The sequence below is a fragment of the Phormidium sp. CCY1219 genome (assembly GCF_055795085.1).
This window is the reverse complement of the sequence record NZ_JAYFEQ010000854.1, coordinates 1-471: the sequence shown is the minus strand read 5'-3', so window position 1 is coordinate 471 and position 471 is coordinate 1. Positions and strand designations below refer to the sequence as shown.

Sequence of the window (471 nt, the reverse complement as noted above, 5' to 3'; positions counted from 1 at the left end):
AAGTGGAAGTCTTGCACTCTCCCGAAACCCTAGAGGGAGAAGATGTGCTGCCCGGATTTGTGTTGGAGTTGAATAAGTTTTGGTAGTCTTAATTATACCATTTCATTCAACTAAATTAAACTGAAAATTTGTGGTTTAATCAAAACAGTTAAAATTGAAAAACATGACTATCATTGAGTTAAATATTCCCCATCTAAACCGCGAAGGGTTTGAGAAAATATGTCAAGCAAATCGGGACTTAAAGCTGGAACGAAATGCGTCTGGAGAAGTGATAATTATGCCACCGACAACCCCCTGGACGGGCAAACAGAATGGCGAAATATACGGTCAACTTTGGTTGTGGAATCGTCAGGCCCGGTTGGGTGTGGGGTTTGATTCTTCTACCGGATTTACCTTACCCAATGGTGCGGTGCGATCGCCCGATGTCAGTTGGGTAAGTAACGAGCGCTGGGAGGGGTTAAACTTGGCACA

1 protein-coding gene is annotated in these 471 nt (G+C 43.7%); it reads left to right on the top strand.

All coding sequences use genetic code 11. The features are described 5' to 3' along the window. Window positions 1-163 precede the first annotated feature (163 nt). The coding region (locus AC0QH1_RS27145; protein ID WP_324634586.1) for a Uma2 family endonuclease at window positions 164-471 on the top strand (308 nt) is incomplete at its 3' end.